The organism is Phenylobacterium sp., assembly GCF_965284355.1.
Classification (GTDB): Bacteria; Pseudomonadota; Alphaproteobacteria; order Caulobacterales; family Caulobacteraceae; genus Phenylobacterium.
In genome coordinates this window covers 2,151,339-2,174,877 of sequence record NZ_OZ260078.1, presented here as the reverse complement: position 1 = coordinate 2,174,877, position 23,539 = coordinate 2,151,339, and the positions used below count along the sequence as shown (strand labels likewise).

The following is a 23,539-nucleotide window of genomic DNA, read 5'->3' as shown; positions in this document are numbered from 1 at the left end:
CCTCAGGCGGCCTTGGCGGAGTCGCGCCTCGGCGGCTGGGCCGCAAGCTGCGTGACCAGGGTCTGGACGTCCTTGACGATCTTGGACTTGGGCCGGTGTTGGGCGATGGGCCCGCCCAGGTTCACCGAGGCGGCGGCCGCCTCCCAGTCCGAGCTGATGCCAGCCTCGGCCTTGCGCTGCAGGGCCTTCTCGGACTCGGTCATCGACGGCGCGGGGCCGAACATGCGGCTGGCCAGGCGGTTCAGCACGATGCGCGGGCGCAGGCCGGTGCCCAGGCCGTCCTCGATCTCGTCGGAATAGGCGCGCGCGGCCAGCAGGGCCGGCACGGTCAGCTCGGAGATCACCAGCACCTCGTCGCATCCGGCCAGGGCCTCGAGGGTCCAGGGGCGGCGGTGACGCGGGATGTCCAGGATCACCCACTCGTAGCACTCGCAGGCGACCTCCAGCATGCGCAGGATCGCCTCGCGGCTGACGGCGTCGAAGGCGGTGGCGTCGCGGACGCCGGCGATCAGGTCGAGGCCCTTCGACACCGGGGTGACGAAGGCGTGCAGCATGGCCGCGTCGATGCGGTCGGCGGCCTGGCCGAAATCGGCGAGGCGGGTGGTGGGCGCGCAGCCCAGGTAGGCCGCGGTGGCGCCATCGGCGAGGTTCAGATCCACCAGGCAGACCGAGTGCTCCTTGCCCGACTGAGCGGCCAGCGCATAGGCGATCTCGATGGCGATGGTGGTCGCGCCCGAGCCGCCCACGGCGCCGCTGACGCCCCAGCACCGCGACTCGGTTCCGCTCGACATCGCCGCCGCCGCCGCGGGCGCGGCCTCGGACAGCAGGGCCTTCACCGCCGCGATCAGCTGTTCGGCGGTGAACGGCGCCTCCAGGATGTCGGCGGCCTCCATCCGCAGCACGTTGCGCACGAGGCCGGCGGGGAGGCTCTTGCCCAGCATCAGCAGCGGCGGGGCGTTGCGCATGCCCGACAGCGCCTTCACCGCGGCGGCCAGCGCGTGGTCTTCAGAGGCGTCGGCGTCGATCAGCACCAGGTCGTAGGCGCCCACCCGCAGGCTTTCCAGCTGCGATACCGAGCCGTGATCCAGCACGGCCCCGGCCAACGGCCCCTTGGCATAGCCGTCGAAACCGGCGCCGAGCCCCAGGATGCGGCGGCCTGCGATCTCGACAGTGGGCGTGGAACTGGACTTGGGACGCAACATGGGTGGGGTCACTTCGTGGCGGGCCGCGCGCCGGCGCTCGGGCCGGAATCGCGCCCCTTGGTCTTGCCGTAGAGGAACAGTTCGGACTGGGTGGCCTCGCGGCCGGGCAGCTCGTCGACCGCCGGGATCGCGCGGTCCTCGGCCGTCGCCAGCCGCGGGGTGACGATGATCAGCAGTTCGGTCTCGGCCCGCTTCCATTGCGCCGACCGGAACAGGGCGCCCAGCACGGGGACCGAACCGAGGCCCGGGGTCTGCTGGACCGAGTTGCGGTTGTTGCGCTGGAACATGCCGGCCATGGCGAAGGTGTCGCCGGGGCGCAGGTCGAGGGTGGTGGCGGCGCGGCGGACCGTCAGGCCCGGCACGGTCAGGTCGCGCAGGGTCAGCGCGTTGCCGTAGTCCAGCTCGCTGACCTCGGGCTCGACCGCGATGCGGATCCAGCCGTTCTCCTTCACGGTCGGCGTGAAGTTCAGCTTTACGCCATAGGGCTTGAACTCGATCGCGATGGTGTTGAGGTCCTGCGGCACCGGGAAGGGGAACTCGCCGCCGGCCAGGAACGTCGCCTTCTCGCCCGAGATCGCCACCAGATTCGGCTTGGCGAGCGCCCGCACGAGGCCCTTCTCTTCCAGCGCCTGCAGCGTGGTGTTGATGTTGGCCGAGTTCCACCCGCCGCTCGTTCCGATCACGGCATGCGGGGGTGTCAGCGCGCCGATGAGGCCCGAGCCGGTGACGACGCCGAACGAGCTGTTGAAGACGTTCAGGTCGACGCCGATGTCCTTCAGGCCGGACCGGCTGGCTTCCAGGATCCGGACCTCGAGGATCACCTGCTGCGAGTTGCGCACGGTCAGGCGCGAGAGCACCGAGTCAGGCGCGTACTTCTCGGCCAGCTTCTCGGCGCCGGCCTGCACGCCCGCGGTCGAGATGTCGCCGCTCAGCAGCAGCATCTCGCCCAGGTTCTTCACCTGGATGGGCTCGGTCGGATAGGCGGCCTTCAGGTCCTGTTGCAGGCCTTCGGCGTCATAGCCGACGCGGATGTCGATCACTTCAGACAGGCCGCCGCCGCGGCCGTAGACCAGCATGTTGGTCGAGCCGAATTCCATGCCCTGGACGTAGAAGCTCGACTCCGACGTGGCCGTGACCTTGGCGATCTCGGGCTGGGCGATGACGATCTTCGAGGCCGGGCCGGGCAGGCGGAACTGCAGCGACTTGTCGCGCGGCACGTGGATCGTGCGGCGCATGACCGGTTCGCTGCCCAGCGTCTGGGCGGCAGCCGGGGCGACCGGCAGCAGCGCGCCACAGGCCACGGTGACGAGCGTGAGGGCGGCGAGCGCCCCGGACAGAGCGCGGGACATGGGGAAGACGTGCATGCGGGTCATCCGGCTCAGCTCACGCCCGAGGCGTTCGGCGCGGGTTGGCCGGGCGCGGGGCTGCTCGGCGGGGCCGGCGCCGGAGCCGCCGCGGGGGCGCGGCTGCGGCCGCCGCCGCTGCTGCGCTTCGAGGGCTCGCCTTCGACGATCAGGATGGCGTAGCTGCGCGCCGGACCGGCCGAGGCCGTCCGCACCGCGCGCGGCGCCGTCGAGCGACCGCCCGAGAGGAAGTCGTTCGTGCGCACCGGCTTTGCGGCCGCGATCTCGGCGGCCCCGTTGCGGCGCAGCGCCAGCGACAGGTTGCCCAGGGTCGCGGCCAACGAGAGCTTCTGCGAGTCCTCGACCGAGACCTCGATGGTGGCGGTGTTGGGGCTGGCGGGCTTGTCCGACGTCGGGTCGGCGTTGAGGTCCATGCCCAGCACGCGGGCGTTCTGGACGACGACGTAGGAGATGAAGTTGCGCTCGGGGCCGCTGGGGGTCAGGTCGCGCAGCAGCACCACGTCGACGTGGTCGCCGGGCAGGGCGTGGCCGCCCACGCCGCTGGCGTCGTCCACCTTCAGCGTGTAGGCGCGCATGCCCTCGGCGATGGCCGCCGACACGATCGGCCGCGAGCCGGGACCCGAGATCTTCAAAGGCAGCAGAGGCTCGCGCGCCGACATAGGGGTCAGGGCCACCGGGGCGCCGCCGCGGTCGGCGGCGAGCACGGCGTTCACCGTCGTGAACGCGCCCTCGGGGATCGCATCCTTCGGGGCCTTGATGACCGTCAGCATCGAGGCCTGGAGCTTCTCGCCGTACTTGATGGCGCGGCTGGCCACGACCATCGGCTCGCCCTGGGCCTGCGCCTGGACGATGGGACTTTTCGCGGCGGCGGCGTTGGGCAGCATCACCTTCGCCACCACGAGGGCGCCCAGGCCCAGGACGGCGGACGCGGCGAGACTGACGATGGTGACGACGCGCATGCGCTGATCCGGCCAACAATTCTGTTGTTATGCCGAGGAGTTAACGACGACCGCCTTGCGAACTCGCCAAGAAACACAGTGAAGATCGCGGTAGGGTTTCTGAAGAACCGTCGCCGTGGAGGGGGCGATTGCGGCTCCCCATTCGGCCGCGGAAGCTCACCTCCTCACCCGTAGGGGGAGGAGGTCGCGCCCTTCCCAACCGGAGGAGATAGGCCCTAGGGTCGCAGCCTTCGAAAACACGGAACGGGAGGACGGCCGATGAAGGTTCGCCGGCTGGGAAATTCGGGCCTTAAGGTCAGTGTCGTGGGCCTGGGCTGCAACAACTTCGGCATGCGCATCGACGCCGACCAGACGCAGGCCGTGGTGGACGCGGCCATCGACGCCGGCATCACCCTCTTCGACACCGCCGACATCTACGGCGGGACCAAGTCGGAGGAGTTCCTGGGCAAGGCGCTGGGCAAGCGCCGCCACGACATCGTGCTGGCCACCAAGTTCGGGATGCGGATCGGCGGCGACCCGAAGAAACAGGGCGGGTCGCGCAAGTGGATCATGCAGGCGGTCGAGGACAGCCTGCGACGCCTGGGCACCGACTACATCGACCTCTACCAGCACCACCAGCCCGACCCGGAGACCCCCGTCGACGAGACGCTGCGGGCCCTCGACGACCTCGTGTCGCAGGGCAAGGTCCGCTACCTGGGCAACTCCAACTACAGCGGCTGGCAGATCGCCGACGCCGACTGGACGGCCGCGGGCGGAACCCGCTTCGTCTCGGCCCAGAACCTCTATTCGCTGCTGGAGCGCGATGTGGAGCGCGAGGTGCTCCCGGCGTGCGAACACTTCGGCCTGGGCTTCCTGCCGTTCTTCCCGCTGGCTTCGGGCCTGCTCTCCGGCAAGTACAAGCGCGGCGAGGCCCCGCCCGAGGGCACCCGGCTCGCGGCCTGGGGCGCGCGCGGCCAGGCGGCGATGAGCGACGCCAACTTCGACAAGGTCGAGGCGCTGGAGGCGTGGGCCAAGGCGCGCGGCCACACGATCCTGGAACTGGCGTTCGCCTGGTTGCTGGGCCACGAGGCCGTGAGCTCGGTGATCGCCGGCGCCACGACGGTGGAGCAGGTGAAGACCAACGCCGCGACGGCCGACTGGCGGTTGACGCCGGACGAGGTGGAAGAGGTCGGAAAGCTGGTGGCCTGAGCCGCCTCCCTCCCCATCAAGGGAGGGAAGGGTTGGCCGACGGAGCGTCAGCCTGCGAATGAGGCTTATGGCGAGCGGCGCGGAGAGAACATGTACGACCTCCTGAAAGGCCTCCGCGTGGTCGAGGGCTCAGCCTTCGTCGCTGCGCCCACGTGCGGGCTGTACCTGGCCCAGATGGGCGCCGAGGTGATCCGGTTCGACAACATCGGCGGGGGGCCCGACTTCCGCCGCTGGCCGCTCGCCGACAACGGGTCGAGCCTCTACTGGGAGGGCCTGAACAAGGGCAAGAAGTCGGTGGCCATCGACCTCGCCAGCCCCCAGGGCCGTGAGATCGCCCAGCGGCTGGCAGCCGCTCCGGGCGAGGACGGCGGCCTGTTCGTCACGAATTTCCCGGTCGAGGGCTTCCTCTCGTACGACAAGCTGAAGGCCCTGCGCGACGACCTGATCTGCGTGCGCGTCATGGGCTGGGCCGATGGCTCGCAGGGCATGGACTACACGATCAACTCGGCGCTGGGCCTGCCCCTGATGACCGGGCCCGTGGGCGACGATGCGCCGGTGAACCATGTGCTGGCCGCGTGGGACCTGCTGACCGGCGCCTACTGCGCGTTTTCGATGGTCTCGGCGCTGCTGGCGCGGATGCGCGGGATGGGCGGGCGCGAGATCCGTGCGCCGCTCAGCGATATCGGCGCGGCCACCATGGCCAACCTGGGCTTCTCAGCCGAGACGATGCTGACCGGCCACCAGCGGCCGCGGATGGGCAATGACGTGTTCGGCGCGTTCGGCCGCGACTTCACCACCCGGGACGGCGAGAAGCTGATGCTGCTCTGCATCACGCCCAAGCAGTGGGAGAAGGCCCTGGACGTGCTGGGCATCGGCGCCGGCGTCGCGGCGGTCGAGGCCGAGCTGGGCGTCTCGTTCGCCAAGGACGAGGGCCTGCGGTTCACTCACCGGGCCCGGCTCTATCCGCTGTTCGAGCAGGCGTTCGCGGCCAAGACGGCGGCCGAGCTGACGCCCGCGTTTGACGCCGGCGGCGTCACCTGGGGCAGCTATCAGACGATGGAGGCGGCGCTGAACGATCCGCGCCTCTTCAAGGACAATCCGATGTTCGAGTCGGTGACGCATCCGTCCGGGCTGACCTACCCGGCCCCGGGCGCCATGGGCACGATCCCGCAGGATGTGCGGCGGCCGGTGGCGCCGGCGCCGAAACTGGGCCAGCACACCGACGAGGTGCTGGCCGAGGTGCTGGGCCTGTCGGGCGGCGAGATCGCCCGGCTGCATGACGCGAAGGTCGTGGCGGGCGCCTAGGCGGGCGCCTAGGCGGTCGCCTCAACGGCGAGGCCGAGCTCGGCGATCATCGCCTCGCGCATGGCGAACTTCTGGACCTTGCCGGTGACGGTGGTGGGGAAGCCGTCCACGAACCTGATGTGGCGCGGAATCTTGTAGTGGGCGATCTGCCCGCGGCAGAACTCTCGCACCGCCTCGCCGTCCAGCGCCTCGCCGGGCTTCAGCAAGATCCAGGCGCAGATCTCCTCGCCGAACCTCGGATCGGGCACGCCGATCACCTGCACGTCCTGGATGGCCGGGTGGCGGTAGAGGAACTCCTCGATCTCGCGCGGGTAGACGTTCTCGCCGCCGCGGATGACCATGTCCTTGATCCGGCCCACGATGTTGCAGAAGCCGTCGTCGTCGATCGTGGCGAGGTCGCCCGTGTGCATCCAGCCGGCGCGGTCGATGGCTTCGCCGGTCTTTTCGGGATCGTCCCAGTAGCCCAGCATCACCGAGTAGCCGCGGGTGCAGAGTTCGCCGGACTCGCCGCGCGGCACGATGCGGCCGTCGGCGTCGACGATCTTCACCTCCAGGTGGGGCTGGATGCGGCCCACGGTGGCGACGCGGTGCTCCACGGTATCGTCGGTGGACGACTGGAAGCTGACCGGCGAGGTCTCGGTCATCCCGTAGGCGATCGTCACCTCGGGCATGTGCATCCGGTCGATCACCTGACGCATCACCTCGATGGGGCACGGCGAGCCCGCCATGATACCGGTGCGCAGGGAGGACAGGTCGAAGGCGGCGAAGTCCGGGTGGGCCAGGGCGGCGATGAACATGGTGGGCACGCCATAGAGGGCCACGCAGCGTTCCTCGGCCACGGCCTGCAGCACCGCCAGCGGGTCGAACGCCTCGGCCGGATAGACCATCGTCGCGCCGTGGGTCACGCAGCCCAGGTTGCCCATCACCATGCCGAAGCAGTGGTACAGCGGCACCGGGATGCACAGCCGGTCGCCCGCCTTCAGCCGGATCGCCTCGGCGACGAAGAAGCCGTTGTTCAGGATGTTGTGGTGGCTGAGCGTGGCGCCTTTCGGGAAGCCGGTGGTGCCGCTGGTGAACTGGATGTTGATCGGATCGTCGAACTGCAGGGTCGGCCCGATTTCGGCCAGGCGGGCGCGGTCCGCGCGCTTGGCCGTGCCCTGGATGTGCGGGAACGACTGGCAGCCGCGATGCGGGTCGTCGCCGATGGTGATCACCGCCTCGACAGTCGGCAGCCGGCGGCCCTCCCGCAGCTGGCGCACCATGGCCAGATACTCGCTGGTCTTGTGGCGCACCGCGATGACCAGGGCGCGGCAGCCCACCTTGTTGATCGCGTACTCGGCCTCGCTCAGGCGATAGGCCGGGTTGATGTTGACCAGGATCATCCCCGCCTTGGCGGTCGCGAACTGGGTGATCGCCCACTCGGCGCAGTTCGGCGCCCAGATGCCGACCCGGTCGCCGGGCTCCAGCCCCAGCGCCAGGAGGCCGGCCGCGAAGGCGTCGACCCGGTCCTTCAGCTGGGCGTAGGTCCAGCGGACGCCCTGATGGCGCGAGACCAGCGCGACGTTGTCGGGCCAGGCTGCGCAGGTCTCGTCGAACAGCGCCCCGATCGTCTTGCCGACCAGCGGCTGCGTGCTCGCCCCATGGACGTAGCTGAGCGCCATCGTCCGCCTCCCTTGGTTTGGCGAGGATGGAGCCGGGACGGTCCGGTGTCATCTCCTTAGGGGGCTGCGGTGGCGGCCGCCCCGAAATCAACCACGAACCACACGAACCACACGAACGTCAGTGAACGATCCGCTCGATCTGCGCCTTGTGCGATCCGCCGAAATTGACGAGTAGGCCGACGCGAAGGCCGGAGGCCTTCAGGTAGTTGATGACCTGGGCCCGGTGCTCTGGCCCCAAGGCGCTGACCGCCTTGAGCTCGACCAGGACCCGGCCGAAACAGACGAAGTCTGGAATGTAGACGGCGCGGAGCGCCGTCCCTTTGTACTCAAGGCTATGCCCCGAGCCCCAAATTCGAGCGCGAGGCTCTCCTGATAGGCGGCTTCCAAGAAGCCGACGCCGAGCACCCTGTTCACCTCGAAGATGGCGCCCTGGAGGAGGAAGACCTCGTCACGGTGAAGCAGCCGTTCGTGTGTTTCGTGTGGTTCGTGGTCCATTTCTGGGGCGCTCAGCGGCTACGCGTGACGGAACAATACATGAACAAGTGGACTGGTCTAGGCTCACGCAGGGTTCCCGTGGCAGAGAGCGGGCGTGAGCCAGGAAACCTTTCCCGAGATCCGCGAGGCGGTGCGCAAGCTGTGCGCGCGCTTCCCCGGCGCCTACTGGCGCGAGCTGGACCGTGAGCGGGCCTACCCGACCGCGTTCGTCCAGGCCCTGACCGAGGCGGGGTTCCTGTCGGTGCTGATCCCGGAAGAGTACGGGGGCTCGGGCCTGGGCCTCGCGGCCGCCAACGCGGTGCTGGAGGAGATCCACCGGTCGGGCTGCAACGGCGGCGCCTGCCACGCCCAGATGTACACGATGGGGACGGTCCTGCGGCACGGGACGCCGGCGCAGAAGCAGGCCTACCTGCCGAAGATCGCCACCGGCGAGCTGCGGCTGCAGGCTTTCGGGGTGACCGAGCCTGACGCCGGCACCGACACCACGCGCATCACCACCTTCGCCAAGAAGGTCGGCGACAAGTACGTCGTGAATGGCCGGAAGCTGTGGATCAGCCGGGCCGAGCATTCCGACCTGATGGTGCTGCTGTGCCGGACCTCGCCGCGCGACGAGGCCAAGACCTCGGCCGGGATGAGCGTGCTGCTGGTCGACATGCGGACGGCGAGGGGCAACGGCCTGACCATCACGCCGGTCCGCACCATGCTGAACCACGCCACCACCGAGCTGCTGTTCGAAGACCTGGAGGTGCCCGCCGAGAACCTCGTCGGCGAGGAGGGCAAGGGCTTCAAGTACATCCTGGACGGCATGAACGCCGAGCGGATCCTGATCGCGTCGGAGTGCATCGGCGACGCGAAGTTCTTCATCGACCGGGCCAGCCAGTACGCCAAGGACCGCGTCGTGTTCGGCCGCCCGATCGGCGAGAACCAGGGCGTGCAGTTCCCGCTCGCGCGGGCGTACGTTCAGATGACCAGCGCCAGCCTGATGGTCGACAAGGCCGCCGCCCTGTTCGAGGCGGGAGAGCCCTGCGGCACCGAGGCCAACATGGCCAAGCTCGTGGCCTCCGAGGCCAGCTGGTTCGCCGCCGACATGGCGATCCAGACCCACGGCGGCTTCGGCTTCGCCGAGGAGTACGACATCGAGCGGAAGTTCCGGGAAACGCGGCTTTACCAGGTGGCGCCGATCTCCACGAACCTGATCCTCAGCCACGTGGCCACCCACGTGCTGGGCCAGCCGAAGAGCTTCTGACGCGAGGTCTGTTGGCGCGCCAGCGCCGAAAGAAATTGACCACGAACCACACGAACCACACGAACGGGGCCTGACGATCAGCGCGGCGTGCGGGTAGATCGCGGGTTCGTGTGGTTCGTGTGGTTCGTGGTTCAACTGGACAGCGCCTGCGGCGCGCAGAGGGTAAGACGATGGCCTACGAGACGATCAAGGTGAGCGAGCCCGAGGCCGGGATCACCGTCATCACCTTCGCGCGGCCCGAGGTGGCCAACGCGCTGTCGACCCAGATGGGCCGCGAGCTGCTGGACATCTGGAGCCAGTTGCGCTCGGCGGACGGGCTGCGCTGCGTGATCCTGAGCGGCGAGGGCAAGCACTTTCAGGCCGGCGCCGACCTCAAGGAACGCAACGGCATGAGCGACGAGACGTGGGCCGAGCAGCACCGGCTGTTCGAGGCCATGATCCGCGCCCAGCTGGCCTGTCCGGTCCCGGTGATCGCCGCGGTGCAGGGCGCGGCCATGGGCGGCGGCTGCGAGATGACGCTGGCCTGCGACTTCGCCTATGCCGCGGAGGGCGCGCGGTTCGGGCTGCCGGAAGCGGGCCTGGGCATCCTGCCGGGCCTGGGCGGCACGCAGCTGCTGACGCGGGCGGTGGGTCCCCGGCGGGCCATCGAACTGCTGACGACGGCCCAGCCGTTCAGCGCCGCGCAGGCGTTGGAATGGGGACTCGTGAGCGGCGTTGTGGCCCCCGAAGCGCTGATGGAGACCGTGCTGGGCGTCGCCCGGGTGATCGCCAGCAAGGCGCCGCTGTCGGTGCGCGGCGCCAAGCGCGTGGTGCACGAGGGCCAGGACCTGGACCTGAAGCGCGCCATGGACCTGGAGCTGTCGATCTACAACCAGCTCTTCACCACCCAGGACCGCCGCGAAGGCGTCGGCAGCTTCAACGAGAAGCGCGCCCCGGTGTTCGAAGGGAAGTAGGCCTACAGCGGCCGGCGGAGCGCCAGGATCGCGAGGTCGTCGCTGGGGTCGCCGCCGGCTTCGAAGGCGCGGACGCGGGCGACCAGGCTGTCGGTCAGCGCCGAGAGCGGGCCGTCACGGGGCGCCTCGGCCAACGCCTTTCGCAGTCTCGCCTGGCCGAACAGCTGCCGGGACCGGTTCTGCGCCTCGGTGACGCCGTCGGTGAAGGCCACCAGCGTCGCGCCGGGCTCCAGCCGGGTCATCTCGGCCTGGTAGGCGAAGCCCGCGCCGGCGCAGAGCGGCGGGCCGCCGTCGATCTCCAGCGCGGCCACGACCCCCTCGGCGCTCACCACCAGCGGGTTCTCATGCCCGGCGCTGCAGAGAGCCAGGGCGCCGGTGTCGAGGTTGAGCACGCCCGCCAGCAGCGACATGGCCATGGCCTCGCCGTTGTTGCGCTGGAGCTCGGCCTCGATGGCGCGGAAGGCGTCGCCCAGCCGGTCGGCCTTGCGGGTGATGAGGCTGTGCGACAGGGCCTTGGCCAGCGCCATGAACAGCGAGGCGCCGACGCCCTTGCCGGTCACGTCGCCGACCAGGAACGCGAGATGGTCGTCGCCCACCTTGAAGGCGTCATAGAGGTCGCCGCCCACGCTGCGGGCGGGCTCGAGCACGGCGTCCACCTCGGCCCGGCCCGACAGCGCCGCCAGCGCGGCGCGGGGCAGCAGCATGCCGGCCTGGATGTCGCCCGCCGCGCGCTCGGCCCGCTTGCGGTCCTCGATGTCGCGCAGGATGTTCACCAGCTCGACCGCCGCGCCCGAGGCGTCGCGGATGACCGTCGGGCTCTCCTCGACCCACGTCCAGTCGCCCGACTTGCGGCGGATGCGGTACTCGCGCCGGCTGCCGTCCAGGTCGCCCAGGGCGGCGAAGCGGCCCGGACGGCGCTCGGCCAGCCGGGGCCGGTCCTCAGGGTGCACGAAACTGCCGGCGGGGACGCCGATCAGGTCGCTGGGGGCGTAGCCGTAACGGCGGACGCTGGGCGAGGCCCAGGTGATCTTCGAACTGGGATCCAGCCGCAGGATCAGGTCAGCCGAGTTCTCGACCAGGAAGGCCAGCTCGGCCTCGTGGCGGCGGATCCGGGCCTGGGCGTCATGCAGCTCGCGCTCCATCGACACATAAGCCTTGAGATCGCGGCGCAGCGTCATGGCCGACGAGACGGCGGCGGCCATCGCCTCCAGCTGGGCGCACTGAGCCTCGCCGAAGTCATGGCGCGGCCGATAGTCGATGACGCAGAAGCTGCCGAGCCGGAAGCCGTCGGGGCTGGTCAGCGGCGCGCCGGCATAGAAGCGGACGAACGGCTCGCCGGTGACCAGAGGGTTGTCGCGGAAGCGCGGGTCGGCCGCGGCGTCGGGAATCAACATCGTCCGCGCCTGGCGGATCGTGTGGTCGCAGAAGGCGATGTCGCGGGGCGTCTCGCCGCCACCCATGCCGACGCACGACTTGAACCACTGACGCTCGGCGTCGATCAGCGAGACCAGGGCGACCGGCGTCTGGAACGTCTGGGCGGCGAGCGCCGTCAGGTTGTCGAAGATCGCCTCGGGCTCGGTGTCCAGCACATCCAGCGCCCGCAACGCCGCGAGCCGCCGGGCTTCGTCGGCGATTGCGCGGTCCGCGTCTCGGATATCCTGGTCCATGCCCCTTCCTACGGTGAAGCAGCATAACCGGATGACGGCTTTGTGGTGGGAGATTCTGCGCCTACCGTCGCGCTCATGAAGATGCCTGCGCCCGATGATGCGCTGATCGCCCGAAAGGCCGAAATCGTGCGCGCTTTGCGGCGCATCGTGCCCGGCGAGGGCGTGGTGTCGGAACCCGCCGGCCTGGTCCCGTTCGAGAGCGATGGCTTGTCGGCCTATCGCCAGCAGCCGCTGGCGGTGGTGCTGCCCGAGACCACGGCCCAGGTGTCGGAGATCCTGCGCTGGTGCCAGGCCAACGGCGTGAAGGTGGTGCCGCGGGGCGCCGGCACGTCGCTGTCGGGCGGCGCGCTGCCGCTGGCCGACGGGGTGGTCCTGGGGCTCTCGAAGTTCAATCGCGTCCTGGAGGTGGACTACGCCAACCGCTGCGCCGTGGTGCAGCCGGGGGTGACCAACCTGGCCATTACGGGCGCCGTCGAAGGGCGCGGCTTCTACTATGCCCCGGATCCCTCGAGCCAGATCGCCTGCACCATCGGCGGCAACGTGGCCGAGAACTCCGGCGGGGTGCACTGCCTGAAGTATGGGCTGACGACCAACAACCTGCTGGGCTGCGAACTGGTGCTGATGAGCGGCGAGGTCGTCCGGTTCGGCGGCAAGGCGATGGACGCCGAGGGGTATGACCTGCTGGGGCTGGTGACCGGATCGGAGGGGCTGCTGGGCGTGGTCACCGAGGTGACGGTGCGGATCCTCCCCAAGCCGGAGACGGCGCGCGCGCTGCTCTTGGGCTTCCCGTCGGTGGAGCAGGCCGGCGCCTGCGTGGGCGACATCATCGCCGCGGGCGTGATCCCTGCGGGGCTCGAGATGATGGACAACCCGGCGATCCGGGCGGCCGAGGCGTTCGTGGGGGCGGGCTATCCGGTGGACGCCTCCGCGCTCTTGATCTGCGAGCTGGACGGGCCCGAGGCCGAGTGCGCCGAACTGGCCGGCCACATCCGCATGCTGGCCGCCCAGCGCGGGGCCGACTTCATGAAGACCTCCGAGAGCGAGGCCGAGCGGCTGTCGTTCTGGGCGGGGCGCAAGGCGGCGTTCCCGGCGGTGGGCCGCATCGCGCCCGACTACTTCTGCATGGACGGCACGATCCCCCGCAAGGCGCTGCCGCAGGTGCTGACCCGGATCACCGAGCTGTCGGCGCAGTATGGCCTGGGGGTGGCCAACGTCTTCCACGCGGGCGACGGCAACCTGCACCCGCTGATCCTGTACGACGCCGACATCCCCGGACAGCTGGAGAAGGCCGAGGCGTTCGGGGCGGATATCCTCAGGCTGTGCGTCGCGGTGGGCGGCGTGCTGACCGGCGAGCACGGCGTCGGCGTCGAGAAGCGCGACCTGATGGGCGAGATGTTCGACGAGACCGACCTGGCCTGCCAGCAGCGGGTGAAGTGCGCCTTCGACCCGGGCCTGTTGCTCAATCCCGGCAAGGTGTTCCCGGTGCTGCACCGCTGCGCCGAGCTGGGCCGCGTGCACGTGCACAAGGGCAAGCTGGCCTTTCCGGAGCTGCCGCGCTTCTGATGCTGGACCAGGTTCGCCCTCTCAAGCCCGCGACCCCCGAGGAAGTCCAGGCCATCGTGGCCGAGGCCGGGGCGCATGCGCGCCACATCGAGGTGGTCGGGGCCGGCACCAAGCGGTCGATCGGGGCGATGGACCCCATCGACGTCGTGCTTTCGACCCAGCGGCTGGATCGGATCGTCGACTACTCGCCGGAGGAGCTGGTGCTGACCGCCCAGCCCGGCGTACGCATCGCCGACCTGGAGAAGATCTGCGCCAGTCGCGGCCAGATGCTGGCGTTCGAGCCGCCGCGCTGGACGCGCCTGCTGGCCGCGCGGGGCGAGCCGACCCTGGGCGGTGTGATCGCGGCCAATCTGTCCGGGCCCCGACGCATCCGGGCCGGGGCGGCCCGCGATCACCTGCTGGGGTTCGAGGGCGTGTCGGGGCGGGGCGAGGTGTTCAAGGCCGGCGGCAAGGTGGTGAAGAACGTCACCGGCTACGACCTGATGAAACTGATGGCCGGGTCGTGGGGGACGCTCGCGATCTTCACCGAGCTGACCATCAAGGTGCTGCCGGCGCCGCGCACCGAACTCACGCTCCTGCTGTTCGGCCTGGCCGACGTGCGGGCGGCCGAGGCGATGCAGGCGGCGCTCAATGGGCCGTTCGAGGTGTCGGGCGCGGCCCACCTGCCGACCTTTGCGGCGCGCTCGCGGCCGTTGAAGGCCGAAATGCCGGTGACGGCGTTGCGGCTGGAGGGGTTCGAGGCCTCGGTGGAGGCCCGCGCCCAGGCGCTGGTGGCGGCCCTGTCGGGCTTCGGGCGGATCGACGAGCTGGAGGGCGACCACTCCCGCGACTTCTGGGTCCAGGTGCGCGAGGCCGAGGCGTTCGCGGGCGACCCCCGGCCGCTGTGGCGCCTCAGCCTGCCGCCGGCCCAAGGCTGGAAGGGTCCGCATGCCCTGCCGGGCGATGCGCTCTATGACTGGGGCGGCGGGCTGGCCTGGCTACTGACCGAAGAGCCGGCGGAGAAGGTGCGTCGGGTCGCGCGTGACCTGGGCGGGCATGCGCTGTGCCTGCGCGGCGCCGAGGCGTTCGGGCCGCGCGAGGGCGCGCTGGGCGAACTGCAGGGCCGCGTGAAGGCGGCGTTCGACCCGTTGGGCGTGCTGAACCCCGGCCGGATGGAGGGCGCGGCGTGAGGACCGCCTTCACCCCCGACCAGCTGGCCGATCCCGAGACCGCCGCCAGCGCCGCGGCGATCCGCAAGTGCGTGCACTGCGGCTTCTGCACTGCGACCTGTCCGACGTACGTCCTGCTGGGCGACGAGCGCGACAGCCCGCGCGGCCGGATCGAGCTGATCCGCGAGATGCTGGAGCACGGTGGCCCGCCGGCGCCGGCGACGGTGACCCACGTCGACCGCTGCCTGTCGTGCCTGGCCTGCACCACCACATGCCCGTCCGGCGTCGACTACGCGCAACTGATCGACCACGCCCGGGCGCATATCGAGACCCACCATGTGCGGCCGCTGCCCGAGCGGCTGCTGCGGAGGGCGTTGGCCTGGGTGCTGCCGCACCCGAGGCGGCTGAGGCTCGCCATGGGCCTGGGCCGGCTGGCGCGGCCGCTCGAGCCGACGCTTCGGAAGCTGGGACTCACCCCGTTGGCGGCGATGCTCGCGCTCTCCCCTCCCCCTTGCGGGGAGGGGCCGGGGGTGGGGGTGTTGGCGCGGCGCGAGCGGAGAACACCCCCACCCCCAACCCCTCCCCGCAAGGGGGAGGGGGCGAGTTGTTCTTCTCCAAGGCTGCGTCGAGTCGGTGGTCGCCCCCCACATCCGCTCCGCCGCCCAGCGCCTCCTCTCACGCTGTGGCTACGAGGTCGTGCTGGCCGAGGGCGAGGGCTGCTGCGGCGCGCTTTCGCAGCATCTGGGCCGCCCCGACGAGGCCAGGGCCATGGCGCGGGCCAACCTCGCGGCCTGGGGGCGTGCGGGGCAGGTGGACGCCATCGTCACCACAGCGGCCGGCTGCGGAACCATGCTGAAGGACTACCGCCACCTGGTGGGCCAGGACGTGCCGGCGAAGGACATCCTGGAGTTCGTGGCCGAGGTCGGCCTGCCCCGGGTGGCCAAACCGCCGGGCATCGCGGTGGCCTATCACGCGGCGTGCTCGCTGCAGCACGGCCAGCAGATCAAGGCCGCGCCGCCGAAGCTGCTGGCCGACGCGGGCTTCGATGTACGCCTGCCGGCCGAGGGGCATCTCTGCTGCGGGTCGGCCGGTGTCTACAACATCCTGCAGGTCGAGCTGGCGACCCGCCTGCGCGATCGCAAGGCCGCCAACATCACCGCCACCGGGGCCACCGTGGTGGCGGCCGGCAACGTGGGCTGCATGACCCAGCTGGCCCCGGCGCTGGCCGCGCCGATCGTCCACCCGGTGGAGTTGCTGGACTGGGCGACGGGCGGGCCGAAGCCCGCGGCGCTGGCGGCGCCTGAACCCGACCGCCTCCGTATCGACCCCTAGGGTGGGATCCCACGGTATCGGCCCGTAGGCGCCGTTCCGGAATGTCCAACTTCGACGCCTCGGCGCAGGGATCGCGGCATCGAGGGGAATTTTCCGATGCGCCCGATCCTGAAGCCCGAGGTCGTCGTGGCCGCCTATGGAGCCTATGCCGCCATCACACTGGGGGTGGCGTACTGGACCGGACGGCGCCGGCGCACATCACGCCGCCTGAACGAACCCCGGCCACGCCGACATGTACTGGACGAAGGTCGGGCTAAGGCCCTCATTGGCCAGGTATTCGGCCGTCACCGGTAGCGCCACCGGCGTGAAGGTCGCGTCACGCGACCGCTCCGGGAAGTCGTGGTGCAGGATAGCCGCGCGCCCGATCAGCACGAAGTCGGCGCCCTTCTCCAGCATCTCGGCGGCGATGGCGGGCGAGGTGACCTTGCCGGCCACCCCCAGGCGCACGTCGCCGCGCGGCAGCTCGGTGAAGTAGCTCATCAGGCTCTTGCCCTTGAACTCGTCCTCGACCGGCTCCTTGAAGACATCCCACAGCGACATGTCGAGGTAGTCGATCTTGCCGTCCGCCAGGATCTTGCGGGTGATCTCGATGATCTCGGCCAGCTTCAGGCCGAAGCGCTCGGGCGACAGGCGCAGGCCCAGCTGGAAATCGGGCCGGGTGCGGGCGCGCACGCCGTCGATGATCTCGTGGATGATGCGGGCGCGGTTCTCGACCGAGCCGCCATAGCGGTCGTCGCGCTTGTTGAGCTCGGGCGAGAGGAACTGGGCCAGGATGTAGCCGTGGGCGCCGTGGATCTCGACGCCGTCGAAGCCGGCCTTTTCCGAGCGGACGGCGGCGGCGACGAAGTCTTCCACCAGCTGCTCGACCTCGGCGAGGGTCAGGCCGCGGGCGCCGGTCTCCGGATCATCCGAGGCGCTCACCGGCGTGCCGACGAGGTCCTTCGGCGAACGGTTGCCGGCGTGGTGCAGCTGGACTGAGGAAACGCTGTTGTGGCGCTTGATCTCGGCGGCGAGCCGGGTGAGGCCCGGCAGGTGCTGGTCGCCAAACACGCCGAGTTGGCCGGGGAAGCCTTGGCCCACCGCCTGGACGTGGGCGGCGCAGGTCATGGTCAGGCCAAAGCCGCCCTTGGCCCGCAGGGTCAGCCAGTTGAACTCGGCGTCCGACAGAGTCCCGTCCGGGTGGCTCTGGGTGTTGGTGAGCGGCGCCAGCATGAAGCGGTTCTTGAGCGCCGGGCCACGGGCCAGGGTCAGGGGAGAGAACAGGTCGGCCAAGGCAGGCTCCGGGAGTGCAGGTTTCGATGCGAGATACCGGCCTTCCGTCACGGACGGCAAACGAGCCTTTCTGCAAGCGCGTTCAGAGCTTAACCTCCCCATGGGGGCAGGAGGTCGAGATGACAAGACTGCGCGTTGTAACGCTTGCCGGCGCTCTGGCCCTCACGGCCGGCGCCGCTTTCGCCCACCACGGCTGGACGGCCTACAGCGATCAGGACGGCCAGATCGTGGGCGTGATCGAGGCCGCCCAGCTGGGCCAGCCGCACGGGCTGTTGAAGGTCCGCGCCGCCGACGGCGTCTGGGACGTGATGCTGGCCCCGCCGGCCGCCATCGAACGCTCGGGCCTGACCCTTAGGGCGGTCCCGAAGGGAACCCGTGTCACAGCCCGCGGCCACAAGCGCACGGACGGGACGCGGGAGATCAAGACCGAGCGCCTGGTGATCGGTGACCGCACGTTCGATCTCTATCCGGCGAGGCCCTAGCGCGCCGCAGGCGCCGCCTCTCTGACCACGAACCACACGAACCACACGAACATGGGCGGACCATCGACGGCCTTCGCGTGGCAAGCCGCGTTCGTGTGGTTCGTGGACAAATCCAATCGGCGCTGACGCGCCATGGCGGCTGGTAGGCCGCCGCTACCCGGCTTCAGCGGCGATGAAGATCGGGCCGCCGACGATGTCGAAGCGGCCGACGCCTTCGGGGCGGAGCGCGGTGATCTGCATGACGGGCGGGTCGCCTTCCACTTTACCCAGGCGGCTGCCCTGCGGGATCGCCAGGCGGGCGCGGTTCTCGCTGGGCAGGCTGGTCAGGGCGCGGCGGATCGCCGGGCCCTGGGCCAGGAACGGCAGCGGTTCGGCCAGCGAGACCAGCGGGCGCGAATACAGCCCCACCAGCCAGTAGCGCTCGCCGCGGGTGACGAACGCGTAGCCGGCGTGGGTGTGGGTGGGCCGCCGCAGGTTCTTCCAGTGGCCCGAACTGCCTTTCAGGCGCTGCAGCATCTGGGCGGCGCTGATCGGGGGGCCGCGGTGGTAGGCGATGTTCTCGGACGGCGAGCCGATGGTGGTGCGACCCACCAGCCAGAGCCGGTGGCTGGGATCGAAACCCTCGGGGGACAGGTGCTCCACATACGACCGCTGCGCCAGGTCGCCAGCATGGGCGAGGGCGGCCATGGCCAGCTCCTCGTGCCAGTTCACCGGCGGCGATCCGGCGTCGCGGCGGATGCGGTTGGTGAGGTCCAGCATCGCCCGGCCGGTGGCGGCGTCGGCGCGGCCGCCGCCGATGTCGGCGAGGCGCGCGCGCAGGCGGGCCTCGTACGCTTTCCACGCCGCGGCGTCGGTGGCGGCGGGGGCGGAGTCGGTGACGACCTGGGCGAGCGCCGGGGCCGCGCAGGCCGACAGGGCGGCGCCCAGGACGGTCCGCCGCGCGAGGCTCACGCGGGGGCGCTCATTGCGGCATGCTGGCGATCCAGTCGCGGACCAGCGCCAGTCCCTCGTCGTGCGTCAGGGTGCGGCCGAGCTCGGGCATCATTACGCCCGGCTCGTTCGAGGCCATGCGGTAGACCAGGATGGAGGCGTCCGGGTCGCCGGGCTCGATTCCGACCTTGAGGTTGCCCGACCCGCGCCCCGCCGCCACCGGTCCTTTGCCGACGCCCAGCTGCGGCGCGCGATTCTCTTCCAGCCCCAGGAACAGGCCCGAGTTGGAGGCGATGGCGCGGGGCCCGTGGCAGTGGGCGCAGTTGGCGTCGAGGTAGGCCCGCGCGCGGGCCTCGACGGGTTCGGCTGGATCGTCCCAGCGCGCGGTGCGGGGCGCGGCCGCCGGCTTCGGCGCGCCGGCCAGCACGCCGGTCCGCGTCCAGTGCGCCAGCTGGTTCTCGCGCCCGGTCGCATAGATGAAGTCGCCGTTGAGGTTGCGCGCCTTGGGCCCGATCGGCGTCACCGCCTTGTCGAGCTGGTGACACTCCTTGCACTGGTTCTGGTTGGGCACGGCGTAGTCGACGTGGCGGGTCTGGCCCCGGCTGTCGACGAAGCTGACGTCAAGGCGCGCGCCGGCGCGTTTCAGCACCGCCTCGGTCTGCGCGGCGTTCCAGACGTAGGTCTGGGCGACCCAGCCGTCGCGCTTGCGGATCAGGAGGCGGGTCTCGAGGTAGCGGACGTTCTCGCTCGGCCGCCGGAAGTCCGCCGGATAGGCGAAGGTCTTCACCAGCGTCGCGCCGACGGGGAAGTCCAGCACGCCGTCGACCCGGTACTTCGCCTTGGTCCCAGGCGGCAGATAGAGGAAGCGAAGCTTCTCGGCGTAGTCGCTGAACAGCGGCGTGTTCAGCGCATAGGGCGTCAAGCCGCCGTTCGGCGTGCGGCCGGCCTCGTCGCGGAACAGGCGGTAGTCGGCCAGCTTGGGCGCCGGCGCCTCGGTCAGCAGCACGTCCAGCGCCACCGCCGGGGGCTGCGGGGCCGCGCCCAGGCAGGCGATTGCGGCCAGGACGGCGGCCAGACGCTTCAAAGGTTACGCTCCGAGATCGGCCTGGGCCTTCGGGAGGACCACGGCCTTGGGCTCGGCCATCTCGGGCGTCGGATCGGGGATCACCGCCGTGGCCGTCACCGCCGGATTGGCCTTCTCCACCTGGCCCGGGCCCGGCAGGCGCAGATTCAGCACCGGGCCGTCCAGCAGGCGCACCCGCACCGGCTCGGTCGTGCCGGGGAAGCTGGTGACGCCGTCCCACACGATCGGCGGGATGTCGGACTTCAGCATCATCTTGATGAGCCCGCCGCCGGCGAACTTGGGGTCGAAGCCGTTCTTGCCGATCCTGTTGTTCCGCACGACCACGTCCCGGGGCAGCGGATTGTAGGACTTGTCGTCGAAGGTCTGGGTGTAGCTGACCAGGATGACGCCGCTCGAGGCGTTGCCGTCGATGTCGTTCTCGAACACGTGGACGTTGCGGTTGGCCATGATCATCACGCCGGTGCCCATCGGCACATTGGCGACGATGTTGCCCTTGGGGGCGAAGTTGGGCGTGTCGTTCTGCACGACCTTGTTCCGGAACAGCCGCGTCGAGTGCCCGCCCATCTGCGGCAGGTTCGGCAGGTCGAACACCAGGATGCCCCCGGTGTTGCGGGTCGCGACGTTGTCGAACACGTCGGCGTTCATCGAGTTCTCGATCTCGATACCGGCGACGTTGAACTCGGCGCGGCTGCGCTTGACGATGATGTTCTTCGACTGGCCGACATAGATCCCGGCGTCGGACGCGCCGCGCACCAGCACCTTGTCGATCAGCACGTTCGTGGAGGCGACCGGATAGACGCCGTAGGCCCCGTTGGTCTCCTTCGGCCCGCCGGTCCATTCGACGCGCAGGTTGATGAAGCTGATCTGGTCGGCGCCCTTGGACTTCACCCCGTCGCCCTTGGTGTCCTCGACGCCGAAGTCGCGGACCGTGACCTTGTCGGAGGTGATCAGCAGGCCCTCGCCCGCGCCCTTCTGGCCCTTGAACGACAGCACCGTGGCCTCGGGCCCGGCGCCCTTCACCGTCACGCTGTCGACGTCCAGCGACAGGCCGTCGGTCAGGTCGAAGCGGCCGGCGCCCAGCGCCACCGTGTCGCCCGGCTTGGCGTCCAGCAGGGCGGTCTGGATGCGCTCCTGCGCGTCGGGCCCGGGCGCGACGGTGATCGTCTTGGCGTGGGCGGCGCCGGCGATGGCGGTCGCAGCCAGCAGGGCGGTGGTGAATCGGATCATGTCGTGGCCTCCCCGGCATCGTGACGTGCCGTTCAACTTTGAGGGTAGACGCTGTTCAGGGGGGGTCTGCAACCCCTAAGGTCCCCGGATGAACGTCGATATTCTGCGCATCGGACCGGGCGACGCAGCGGTCCTGGAGCGGGTGGCGGAGGACGTCTTCGACGACGCCATCGACCCTGCCCGCGTTGCGGCCTATCTGGCCGAACCCAACCATCTCATGGTTCTGGCGGTGAGCGCCGGCGAAGTGGTGGGTCAGGCCCGCGGCATCGTGCATCGCCACCCCGACCTTCCGACCGAGCTCTACATCGACAACCTGGGCGTCACCCCGGCCCGAAAGCGCGAGGGCATCGCGACGCGACTGCTGGACGAGCTGGTGAGGTGGGGTCGGGAGAATGGCTGCGAGGAGGCCTGGGTCGGCACCGAGCCCGACAACGAGCCAGCCCGCGCACTCTACGAGGCGCGCGGCTCGGAGGCCGAGACCTTCGTGTTGTACTTCTACGCCTTCGACGACACGTAGGCGTCGATGTCGGCCAGGTGGCGGGCGATGGTCTGCGGCGGCAGAAACGAGCCGGTGAAGCTGTTCTTCGCCAGGGTGACCAGCTCGTCCCTTGTGAGGCCGAGGGCGTCGCTGGTCTGGGTCCAGTTGGCGCCCAGGTAGCCGCCGAAATAGGCGGGATCATCCGAGTTCAGCGTGGCCTTCAGCCCCAGGCCCAGCATCTTCTTCAGCGGGTGCGCCTTCAGGTCGTCGACGACGCAGAGCTTGAGGTTTGAGAGCGGGCACACCGTGAGCGTCATGCCCTCTGCGGCAAGCCGTTTCACCAGCGCGGCGTCTTCCAGCGCCCGGTTGCCGTGGTCGATGCGGTCGACGCCCAGGAGGTCCAGGGCTTCCCAGACGTACGCGGGCGGGCCTTCCTCTCCGGCATGGGCCACCAGCTTCAGGCCGCGCTCGCGCGAGGCCTTGAACACCCGCGCGAACTTCGACGGCGGGTGGCCCACCTCCGAGGAGTCCAGGCCCACGCCCACGATCCGGTCGAGATAGGGCTCGGCGTCCTTCAGCGTGGCGAACGCGGCCTCCTCGTCCAGGTGGCGCAGATAGCAGAGGATCAGCCTGGACGTGACGCCCAGGCTGGTCTCGGCCTCCTTCATCCCGGCCAGCAGCCCCTCGATCACCACCCGGAACGGCACGCCGCGGTCGGTGTGGGTCTGCGGATCGAAGAACAGCTCGACGTGTCGGCAGCCGTCGGCCGCCACGCGGCGGAAATAGGCCAGCGCCAGGTCCTTGAAGTCGTCCTCGGTGATGAGCACGCCGGCGCCCTGATAGTAGATGTCGAGGAAGTCCTGCAGGTTCGAAAAGGCGTAGGCGGCCCGCACCTCCTCCACCGACTTGAAGGGCAAAGCGATCCCGTTGCGCTTGCCCAGCTCGAACATCAGCTCGGGCTCGAGGCTGCCCTCGATGTGCAGGTGCAGTTCGGCCTTGGGCAGGCCACGGATGAAGTCGGCGGTCGTCATGCCATCCACCTCACCGCGAAATCCGCAGGGGTCAAGCCGGATAGGACCAGCGCGCCGCAGGCGCCTCAAGGATCGACCACGAACCACACGAACGACACGAACGGGCGACCTCCCAACGGCTCATGGCGCAGCCCACGGCGTTCGTGTGGTTCGTGTGGTTCGTGGTCAAAACTGGCGGCGCAGCGCGCCTAGGGCTTGCGGAAGCGCAGGGCGAACTGGTCGGTCTTTCCGCGAACGGACGGGTCGAAGACGCTGGCGGTCCGGGGGTCGGCGGGGTTGGCCAGGATGTCGCTCTCGGCCTCGAACACGAACCCCGCGGCCTCGACCTCCCGCCGAACCTGGGCCGGGTCGATGCGGTGGAGCCGGTCGGGCTGGTCGCCGCGATGGTCGACGATCACATAGCGGCCACCCCGCTTCAGCGCCCTGAACACCGCCGCGTTGAACGCTGCCGGGGCGCCGGCCACGGCGTATCGGGTGTGCAGGTCGTGGTAGTTCTGCGCCGTGAACACCAGGTCCAGCGGCTCGGGCGCCGCGAACGCCGTCGTGGGCCCCGTCAGGACCGTCACGTTCTTCAGCGGCGCGGCCGCCGCGTTGCTGCGGGCGTCAGTCAGGTGGCCGGGCAGCAGCTTCACGATCTCGTCCGGCGGATAGGCGTAGACGTGGCCCTTCGCCCCCACGGCCGGCGACAACACACGGGTGAAGTAGCCCCCGTCGGGCGTGTACTCGGCCACCTTCCAGCCTGGCCGCACCTGGGCGAACGCCAGCACCTCTGCGGGCTTGCGCGCGGCGTCGCGGGCGCGGTCGGCGTCGGTTCGACCCGGCGCGGTGAGCAGCGCGGCCAGGCTTGCGAGCAGGATCAGCACAGTCATCGATCATCCTCCTGCATATGAGACGCCTGACCCTAGTCGCATTCGACAGGCTTGCGAGCCGCGCGGGGTGCTCTAGGGTCTGC

The 23,539-nt window shown here is 70.1% G+C and carries 20 protein-coding genes and 2 pseudogenes; 10 read left to right on the top strand and 12 right to left on the bottom strand.

The genetic code is table 11. The features are described from left to right. Positions 1 to 2 precede the first annotated feature (2 nt). Genes ACQ66R_RS10530 through cpaB form a run of 3 tightly spaced genes read right to left on the bottom strand, consistent with a single transcriptional unit; the run spans position 3 to position 3,525 of the window. On the bottom strand, positions 3 to 1,202 hold the full coding sequence (locus tag ACQ66R_RS10530; protein ID WP_430421736.1) for an AAA family ATPase: 1,200 nt from the start codon (positions 1,200 to 1,202) through the stop codon (positions 3 to 5). Positions 1,203 to 1,210: 8 nt separating this feature from the next. Then, positions 1,211 to 2,566 (bottom strand): type II and III secretion system protein family protein, encoded by a 1,356-nt coding sequence (locus ACQ66R_RS10525; RefSeq protein WP_430421734.1) that lies wholly within the window; start codon positions 2,564 to 2,566, stop codon positions 1,211 to 1,213. 14 nt (positions 2,567 to 2,580) lie between these two features. Next, a complete protein-coding gene (gene cpaB, locus ACQ66R_RS10520; RefSeq protein ID WP_430421732.1) occupies positions 2,581 to 3,525 on the bottom strand; it encodes a Flp pilus assembly protein CpaB in 945 nt (314 codons plus the stop codon). Positions 3,526 to 3,783: 258 nt separating this feature from the next. Between cpaB and ACQ66R_RS10515 the strand changes: the two genes are divergently transcribed. Together ACQ66R_RS10515 and ACQ66R_RS10510 are read left to right on the top strand one after the other, a co-directional pair. After that, a complete protein-coding gene (locus ACQ66R_RS10515; protein WP_430421730.1) occupies positions 3,784 to 4,713 on the top strand; it encodes an aldo/keto reductase in 930 nt (309 codons plus the stop codon). Positions 4,714 to 4,803: 90 nt separating this feature from the next. Continuing rightward, the gene (locus ACQ66R_RS10510) at positions 4,804 to 6,018 is read left to right on the top strand and encodes a CoA transferase (RefSeq protein WP_430421728.1); all 1,215 of its coding nucleotides are present in this window, start codon (positions 4,804 to 4,806) and stop codon (positions 6,016 to 6,018) included. Between the two features lie 8 nt (positions 6,019 to 6,026). On the opposite strand, the gene ACQ66R_RS10505 is transcribed toward ACQ66R_RS10510, so the two are convergent. Beyond that, positions 6,027 to 7,679, bottom strand: coding sequence for an AMP-binding protein (locus ACQ66R_RS10505; protein WP_430421726.1), 1,653 nt, complete (start codon positions 7,677 to 7,679; stop codon positions 6,027 to 6,029). Between the two features lie 118 nt (positions 7,680 to 7,797). Beyond that, positions 7,798 to 8,174: pseudogene (locus ACQ66R_RS10500) on the bottom strand (GxxExxY protein). Positions 8,175 to 8,268: 94 nt separating this feature from the next. Here ACQ66R_RS10500 and ACQ66R_RS10495 point away from each other — a divergent pair. After that, positions 8,269 to 9,420 (top strand): acyl-CoA dehydrogenase family protein, encoded by a 1,152-nt coding sequence (locus tag ACQ66R_RS10495; RefSeq protein ID WP_430421724.1) that lies wholly within the window; start codon positions 8,269 to 8,271, stop codon positions 9,418 to 9,420. Positions 9,421 to 9,590: 170 nt separating this feature from the next. Beyond that, positions 9,591 to 10,373: an enoyl-CoA hydratase/isomerase family protein gene (locus ACQ66R_RS10490; protein ID WP_430421722.1), complete on the top strand. Its 783-nt coding sequence runs from the start codon at positions 9,591 to 9,593 to the stop codon at positions 10,371 to 10,373. 2 nt (positions 10,374 to 10,375) lie between these two features. Here the strand turns inward: ACQ66R_RS10490 and ACQ66R_RS10485 are convergent, their stop codons facing one another. Next, positions 10,376 to 12,040, bottom strand: a complete 1,665-nt coding sequence (locus ACQ66R_RS10485) for a SpoIIE family protein phosphatase (protein WP_430421720.1) — start codon at positions 12,038 to 12,040, stop codon at positions 10,376 to 10,378. Positions 12,041 to 12,121: 81 nt separating this feature from the next. Between ACQ66R_RS10485 and ACQ66R_RS10480 the strand changes: the two genes are divergently transcribed. The 4 genes and pseudogenes from ACQ66R_RS10480 to ACQ66R_RS10465 all read left to right on the top strand — a co-directional run bounded on the left by ACQ66R_RS10480 (position 12,122) and on the right by ACQ66R_RS10465 (position 16,083). Next, positions 12,122 to 13,603, top strand: a complete 1,482-nt coding sequence (locus ACQ66R_RS10480; protein ID WP_430421717.1) for an FAD-linked oxidase C-terminal domain-containing protein — start codon at positions 12,122 to 12,124, stop codon at positions 13,601 to 13,603. Further along, positions 13,603 to 14,772 (top strand): glycolate oxidase subunit GlcE, encoded by a 1,170-nt coding sequence (gene glcE / locus ACQ66R_RS10475; protein WP_430421715.1) that lies wholly within the window; start codon positions 13,603 to 13,605, stop codon positions 14,770 to 14,772. Before ACQ66R_RS10480 ends, glcE begins: the two co-directional genes overlap by 1 nt. Then, positions 14,769 to 14,981, top strand: a pseudogene (locus ACQ66R_RS10470) (4Fe-4S dicluster domain-containing protein); the annotation flags it as partial. The gene glcE and the pseudogene ACQ66R_RS10470, both read left to right, overlap by 4 nt. 403 nt (positions 14,982 to 15,384) lie before the next feature. Further along, entirely contained in the window at positions 15,385 to 16,083 is a 699-nt protein-coding gene (locus ACQ66R_RS10465) for a heterodisulfide reductase-related iron-sulfur binding cluster (protein ID WP_430421714.1), read from the top strand. 198 nt (positions 16,084 to 16,281) lie between these two features. Here the strand turns inward: ACQ66R_RS10465 and ACQ66R_RS10460 are convergent, their stop codons facing one another. Next, positions 16,282 to 17,355: an NADH:flavin oxidoreductase gene (locus ACQ66R_RS10460; RefSeq protein WP_430421712.1), complete on the bottom strand. Its 1,074-nt coding sequence runs from the start codon at positions 17,353 to 17,355 to the stop codon at positions 16,282 to 16,284. A gap of 119 nt (positions 17,356 to 17,474) precedes the next feature. Between ACQ66R_RS10460 and ACQ66R_RS10455 the strand changes: the two genes are divergently transcribed. Beyond that, positions 17,475 to 17,837 carry a DUF6152 family protein gene (locus tag ACQ66R_RS10455; protein WP_430421710.1) on the top strand — a complete coding sequence of 121 codons (363 nt, stop codon included), beginning with the start codon at positions 17,475 to 17,477 and terminating at the stop codon, positions 17,835 to 17,837. A gap of 153 nt (positions 17,838 to 17,990) precedes the next feature. Here the strand turns inward: ACQ66R_RS10455 and ACQ66R_RS10450 are convergent, their stop codons facing one another. Genes ACQ66R_RS10450 through ACQ66R_RS10440 form a run of 3 tightly spaced genes read right to left on the bottom strand, consistent with a single transcriptional unit; the run spans position 17,991 to position 21,078 of the window. Beyond that, entirely contained in the window at positions 17,991 to 18,788 is a 798-nt protein-coding gene (locus ACQ66R_RS10450; RefSeq protein WP_430421708.1) for a CAP domain-containing protein, read from the bottom strand. Between the two features lie 10 nt (positions 18,789 to 18,798). After that, positions 18,799 to 19,851 (bottom strand): SO2930 family diheme c-type cytochrome, encoded by a 1,053-nt coding sequence (locus ACQ66R_RS10445; protein ID WP_430421707.1) that lies wholly within the window; start codon positions 19,849 to 19,851, stop codon positions 18,799 to 18,801. 3 nt (positions 19,852 to 19,854) lie between these two features. Beyond that, a complete protein-coding gene (locus ACQ66R_RS10440) occupies positions 19,855 to 21,078 on the bottom strand; it encodes a parallel beta-helix domain-containing protein (RefSeq protein WP_430421705.1) in 1,224 nt (407 codons plus the stop codon). 88 nt (positions 21,079 to 21,166) lie between these two features. Here ACQ66R_RS10440 and ACQ66R_RS10435 point away from each other — a divergent pair, with 88 nt between their 5' ends. Further along, positions 21,167 to 21,595: a GNAT family N-acetyltransferase gene (locus ACQ66R_RS10435; protein ID WP_430421703.1), complete on the top strand. Its 429-nt coding sequence runs from the start codon at positions 21,167 to 21,169 to the stop codon at positions 21,593 to 21,595. Here ACQ66R_RS10435 and ACQ66R_RS10430 read toward each other — a convergent pair. After that, positions 21,574 to 22,587, bottom strand: a complete 1,014-nt coding sequence (locus ACQ66R_RS10430; RefSeq protein ID WP_430421701.1) for an adenosine deaminase — start codon at positions 22,585 to 22,587, stop codon at positions 21,574 to 21,576. The genes ACQ66R_RS10435 and ACQ66R_RS10430 overlap by 22 nt on opposite strands. Before the next feature lie 188 nt (positions 22,588 to 22,775). Then, positions 22,776 to 23,456 (bottom strand): class I SAM-dependent methyltransferase, encoded by a 681-nt coding sequence (locus ACQ66R_RS10425; protein WP_430421699.1) that lies wholly within the window; start codon positions 23,454 to 23,456, stop codon positions 22,776 to 22,778. Positions 23,457 to 23,539: the final 83 nt, after the last annotated feature.

Coding starts and splice junctions, on each gene's coding strand:
- ACQ66R_RS10530 (WP_430421736.1), bottom strand. CDS start 1,202: ATGTTGCGTCCCAAGTCCAGTTCCACGCCCACTGTCGAGATCGCAGGC.
- ACQ66R_RS10525 (WP_430421734.1), bottom strand. CDS start 2,566: ATGCACGTCTTCCCCATGTCCCGCGCTCTGTCCGGGGCGCTCGCCGCC.
- cpaB (WP_430421732.1), bottom strand. CDS start 3,525: ATGCGCGTCGTCACCATCGTCAGTCTCGCCGCGTCCGCCGTCCTGGGC.
- ACQ66R_RS10515 (WP_430421730.1), top strand. CDS start 3,784: ATGAAGGTTCGCCGGCTGGGAAATTCGGGCCTTAAGGTCAGTGTCGTG.
- ACQ66R_RS10510 (WP_430421728.1), top strand. CDS start 4,804: ATGTACGACCTCCTGAAAGGCCTCCGCGTGGTCGAGGGCTCAGCCTTC.
- ACQ66R_RS10505 (WP_430421726.1), bottom strand. CDS start 7,679: ATGGCGCTCAGCTACGTCCATGGGGCGAGCACGCAGCCGCTGGTCGGC.
- ACQ66R_RS10490 (WP_430421722.1), top strand. CDS start 9,591: ATGGCCTACGAGACGATCAAGGTGAGCGAGCCCGAGGCCGGGATCACC.
- ACQ66R_RS10485 (WP_430421720.1), bottom strand. CDS start 12,040: ATGGACCAGGATATCCGAGACGCGGACCGCGCAATCGCCGACGAAGCC.
- ACQ66R_RS10480 (WP_430421717.1), top strand. CDS start 12,122: ATGCCTGCGCCCGATGATGCGCTGATCGCCCGAAAGGCCGAAATCGTG.
- glcE (WP_430421715.1), top strand. CDS start 13,603: ATGCTGGACCAGGTTCGCCCTCTCAAGCCCGCGACCCCCGAGGAAGTC.
- ACQ66R_RS10455 (WP_430421710.1), top strand. CDS start 17,475: ATGACAAGACTGCGCGTTGTAACGCTTGCCGGCGCTCTGGCCCTCACG.
- ACQ66R_RS10440 (WP_430421705.1), bottom strand. CDS start 21,078: ATGATCCGATTCACCACCGCCCTGCTGGCTGCGACCGCCATCGCCGGC.
- ACQ66R_RS10435 (WP_430421703.1), top strand. CDS start 21,167: ATGAACGTCGATATTCTGCGCATCGGACCGGGCGACGCAGCGGTCCTG.
- ACQ66R_RS10430 (WP_430421701.1), bottom strand. CDS start 22,587: ATGACGACCGCCGACTTCATCCGTGGCCTGCCCAAGGCCGAACTGCAC.
- ACQ66R_RS10425 (WP_430421699.1), bottom strand. CDS start 23,456: ATGACTGTGCTGATCCTGCTCGCAAGCCTGGCCGCGCTGCTCACCGCG.